The organism is Marinobacter confluentis (assembly GCF_004785685.1).
GTDB classification, from domain to species: Bacteria; Pseudomonadota; Gammaproteobacteria; order Pseudomonadales; family Oleiphilaceae; genus Marinobacter; species Marinobacter confluentis.
In genome coordinates this window covers 1-323 of sequence record NZ_SRPF01000034.1, presented here as the reverse complement: position 1 = coordinate 323, position 323 = coordinate 1, and the positions used below count along the sequence as shown (strand labels likewise).

Annotated in this window: 1 pseudogene; it reads right to left on the bottom strand. The window is 58.5% G+C overall.

The window, feature by feature from the left end:
- Positions 1-323, bottom strand: a pseudogene (locus tag E5Q11_RS17810) (GlxA family transcriptional regulator); the annotation flags it as partial.

The following is a 323-nucleotide window of genomic DNA, read 5'->3' as shown; positions in this document are numbered from 1 at the left end:
TGGCCGTTATTCAGCTGGCTGGACTGCGCCAGCCAGTCAACCAGCCCCCGGTTTTCGTTCAGTACCCGTGGAATCGGTGCGCCGATGGTGGGAATCATCACCAGGGAGCTCTCAGCGGGTTTGGCGGCAGGGTCGGTCAGTGCGCCATCTGGCAAAAGGGTAATGCCGTTAATACAGCGAAACGGCTGGCCGTCGAACGTCAGCAGACGCGTGGTGAATTTCGGTGTCGGTTCTTCGTTGTTAATCCGCGACCAGGTAACCCCCGCCAGTCGGAAAAGATCAAGAATGCCGGTAATGGCACTCCCTAGAGCACCGTCAAACCC